General features: G+C 58.9%; 4 protein-coding genes. All 4 read right to left on the reverse strand.

The genetic code is table 11. The features are described from left to right. Nucleotides 1–80: 80 nt before the first annotated feature. The 4 genes from VF684_RS20755 to VF684_RS20770 all read right to left on the reverse strand — a co-directional run bounded on the left by VF684_RS20755 (nucleotide 81) and on the right by VF684_RS20770 (nucleotide 3,947). Nucleotides 81–635 carry a VOC family protein gene (locus tag VF684_RS20755; protein WP_162516167.1) on the reverse strand — a complete coding sequence of 185 codons (555 nt, stop codon included), beginning with the start codon at nucleotides 633–635 and terminating at the stop codon, nucleotides 81–83. After that, entirely contained in the window at nucleotides 629–1,393 is a 765-nt protein-coding gene (locus VF684_RS20760; protein WP_005337161.1) for a hypothetical protein, read from the reverse strand. Before VF684_RS20760 ends, VF684_RS20755 begins: the two co-directional genes overlap by 7 nt. 191 nt (nucleotides 1,394–1,584) lie before the next feature. Further along, nucleotides 1,585–2,310, reverse strand: coding sequence for an oxygen-insensitive NADPH nitroreductase (gene nfsA, locus VF684_RS20765; protein WP_139442040.1), 726 nt, complete (start codon nucleotides 2,308–2,310; stop codon nucleotides 1,585–1,587). A 71-nt stretch (nucleotides 2,311–2,381) separates the two neighbouring features. Then, nucleotides 2,382–3,947, reverse strand: coding sequence for an AbgT family transporter (locus VF684_RS20770; RefSeq protein ID WP_182963711.1), 1,566 nt, complete (start codon nucleotides 3,945–3,947; stop codon nucleotides 2,382–2,384). Between the last annotated feature and the right edge of the window lie 23 nt (nucleotides 3,948–3,970).

A 3,970-nucleotide genomic window follows, 5' to 3' on the forward strand; every position in this document is an offset into this window, starting at 1 on the left:
AACAAAAGGGGTCACACCGGTGACCCCTTTTGCTGCGTTATTCAAGAGCCTGTCAGGCTCGCACCGTATTTAGAGCAGGATCACTCCTGATCGAAATAATCCGCAGGCACCGCGACCACAGCACCGGTCGCCACCTCTTCGGCGATCACCTCAGCCAGCGAGCGCAGATGAAACTTGATCTGTCCGGAGGGCAACATCAGGCCAATATCGGGGTTGCGGGTATCCTGCATGTTGCCGGTTTTGAATGGCTGCTCGGGATAGCGCGCTACCAGATCTTGCAGTGAAGTAACCACCAGCTCGATATGTTCCAGCCCCGCCTGATGGACGCGACCCGGTTTCGGTGCAGCCAGCTCGATACAGGGTACCTGTACCTCACCAGCCAACAGAGGCTGATGCAACTGATAAGTGGCGATGGGACGTCCGCCAATCATACCCTCCACCAGCAAGCAGCCCGCCTCAGCCAGCACAGCACATAGCGCGCGGTACTCCTGCAGGGTAGCCGCCCGATAACAGAGGTGATCGACCGTTGGCTGTGAAATTATGACGCCAGTGGCGGCCAATTCGGCCAGCAGATGAGAAACAAATGGGGCCATTGGCCCCAGTGTGGAATCGAGTGGGTGGGACATGCTTACCATTTCTTCTTGGGTTGAAACAGGACATCGAGCTCGTCGGCTTCCTTGTCCTTGATGTTTTGCAGATCCTGCGCGCTGTTTTGCTGCTGCAGCTCTTCAAGCTCCTTGAGCCCCTGACGCATATCTTCTTCACGGGCCAGCAGATAGGGATCCTTGTCGCCCACGCTCGCCATGGCCGACAGACCCTTGGTATAGAGCTGGCGGCATGTACCATATTGGCCCTGAATGCGGGCATCCATCGCCCGCTTGACCAGATTGGAGATATTGATCTTGAGCTGCATCAGCTCGAGGCGGCGCTCTTCCTGGGCAAATCCCTGAGGGTCAATCTTGCCCTTGTTGTGCTCGACTCGCAGTACGGCCCGCATCTTCTTGACCAGCTGCAGCATCTGGATCGCCTGACGATCGGACTCCGGGGTCTTGAACTGCCCCTCATCCTGCACGCTGTAGTTCTCCTGTACATTCTTGATCTGGGTCTGCACATCAACGATGCGCTGCTTGATCTGATTGTTCGGCATCACCTGGGCGATAGCGCGATAGGCATCGAGGATCCGGTGCTGCAACAGCAACACCATGTTCTTGGAGAAAGGCACCAGATTGACGTTCAGCAACACCTCTTCGGTCTCGTCAGCCACCGTCTTGTGTCTGGCAACGGCGTGACGCTTGTCCGCTTCTGCCTTCTGCTTATATTGCTGCACCACGTTATAGGCGATAACCAAAAACAGGAGTGCGCCAATAGACAGCAATACCAAAGTTAAAATCATAGGATGTCCAAACCCCTGTTCCTATCCAATTGCGTGATCCTACAACAGCTTACCCACTTAAGGTAGCCTGCAGATCCCCCCTTGCCCACGATTTGTCACCAAGCTGTGCCCCCGGTCTGAGGGAGAGATTGCAGGATCAGGGGATGATGACCATGACGGTCACCTCCCCATAGTATCGCCCATCAGCGCCATTACTTGAGGTTAAAGCCCCGCGATTGCAGGAATCCCAGCATGAAAGGGCGGGACTCCTTGCCCAGAATGGCGCGGATCTGGCCGCTCCAAGTCTGCTGCTTGTTGTTGCTGCTGCGGGCTTGATAGTAGTCCGCGATCTGCTGATCGTACCGGGCCAGCAGGCCGCGATCCAGCTCGTGCTGGTAGCGCTCCTGATGCACCACCAATCCCCTGGGCAGACGGGGTTTCTGCTCCGGCTGCTGGGCAGGATGACCAAGGCAGAGGCCAAACAGCGGGATCACCTGATGGGGCAAGCCGAGCAGTTCGCTCACCTCGGCCGGATGGTTGCGAATGCCGCCGATATAGACCCCGCCCAGCCCCAGCGACTGCGCCGCCAGCAAGGCGTTTTGCGCCATCAGGGCGCCGTCGATGGCTCCGATCAGCAACTGCTCCGCATAGCCGGTCTGGGCCTCGGGCACGATCTGGGTGTGGCGGTGGTAATCGGCGCAGAACACCAGAAACTCGGCCGCCTGCACCACATAGGGTTGATTGCCCGCCAGCATGGCCAACTGCTGACGCGCCTCGGGCTCGCAGACTCGCACAATACTGGTCACCTGCAAAAAGCTCGAGGTTGAGGCGGACTGGGCGGCGGCGAGAATGGCATCCAGCTGCTGCGGGGCGATCGGCTCGGCAGTGAACTGACGAATGGAGCGATGGGAAAGGATAAGATCGATGGTCTGATTCATGGCACCTCCAAAATGAGGTAACACCATAGCGAAAAAAACGAGGGAGCCCAAGGCTCCCTCGCACACCCAGCTTAAGGGGCCGGATAGACGTAAGGGGCTTGCAACCCGAGCGGGAAGCCGAGCGCCCAGTAGAGCAGCAGGAAAATCGTCCAGCTCACCAGGAAGGCCAGCGAGTAGGGCAGCATCATGGAGACCAGGGTACCGATCCCGGTGCTCTTCACATACTGCTGGCAATAGACCACCACCAGCGGGAAGAAGACCATCAGCGGGGTGATGATATTGGAAGCAGAATCCCCGACCCGATAGGCCGCCTGGGTCAGCTCGGGGGAGATCCCCACCGCCATCAACATGGGTACCAGGATCGGGCTGATCAGCGCCCACTTGGCGGAGGCCGAGCCGACTACCAGATTGACGGTGGCGGTGAGCAGGATCATCCCGACGATGGTCACCTCACCGGGCAGCGCCAGCGCATGGAGCACTTCGGCACCGGAGAGGGCCAGCAGGGTGCCCAGATTGGAGTCACCAAACGCCTTGATAAAGAGCGCGCAGAAGAAGGCCATCACCATGTAGGAGCCCATCTTGTTCATGGTGGCCGACATGGCATCGATCACATCCTTGCCACTCTTGAAGCTGCCTGCGACAAAGCCGTAGACAATCCCGGGAAGGATAAAGAGCAGGAAGATGAGCGGCACTATGGACTTCATCACTGGCGCGGCGAAGGTGGTCAGAGAGCCATCAGCAGCACGCAGCGGTGAGTCACTCGGGGAGAGCGCCAGCGCCAGCAGCACGATAGCCGCCAGCATGGCAAACCCGGCCCAGTTGAAGGCCCGGCTCTCTTGCGCGCTGTAGCACCCCATCTCGTCGGCACTCTCCAGATCCTCGTTGAGCGCCACATGCTTGAGGCGCGGCTCCACCACCTTTTCGGTGATGAACCAGCCGACACAGATGATCAGCAGCGAAGAGGCACCGGTAAAGATGATGTTGCACAGGGTGTTGACCATGTAGTCAGGATCGAGCAACTGAGCGGCGGACTGGGTAAAGCCCTGCAGCAGCGCATCCCCGCCGGAGGGCAGGAAGTTGGCGGCAAAACCGCCGGAGACACCGGCAAAGGCAGCGGCGATCCCCGCCAGCGGATGGCGTCCGGCAGCGTGGAAGATGATACCACCGATGGGGATCACCAGCACATAACCCGCATCTGCGGCGGTATGGCTGACGATCGCCACCAGGATCAGCATGGGAGTGAGAAAACGGGCAGGCGTCACTTTCAGCAACTTTTTCAGACCGGTATTGATAAAACCGGACTGCTCGGCCACCCCGACCCCGAGCATGGCCACCAGCACGATCCCGAGCGGGGCAAAGCCGGTAAAGGTGGTCACCATGGTGGAGAGAAACTCGGCCAGACCGGCACCGGTCAGCAGGTTGTTGACCACTACCGCCTCCCCGGTACGGGGATTGACCAGATCAAACTGGAATTGTGACAACACCCAGGAGCCGACCCAGACGATCAGCAAGGCGTAGAGGAACAGCATGGCGGGGTCGGGTAATTTGTTACCGGCTTTCTCGACGCCATTGAGGAAACGGTTCAGCCAACCTTTGGGAGGGCTGGCCGGGCGGTCATTGACAGCAGCATGACTCATTATTGCGATACTCCTTTCCCTAG

The organism is Aeromonas sp. Lyrl_2, assembly GCF_051948815.1.
GTDB classification, from domain to species: domain Bacteria; phylum Pseudomonadota; class Gammaproteobacteria; order Enterobacterales; family Aeromonadaceae; genus Aeromonas; species Aeromonas veronii.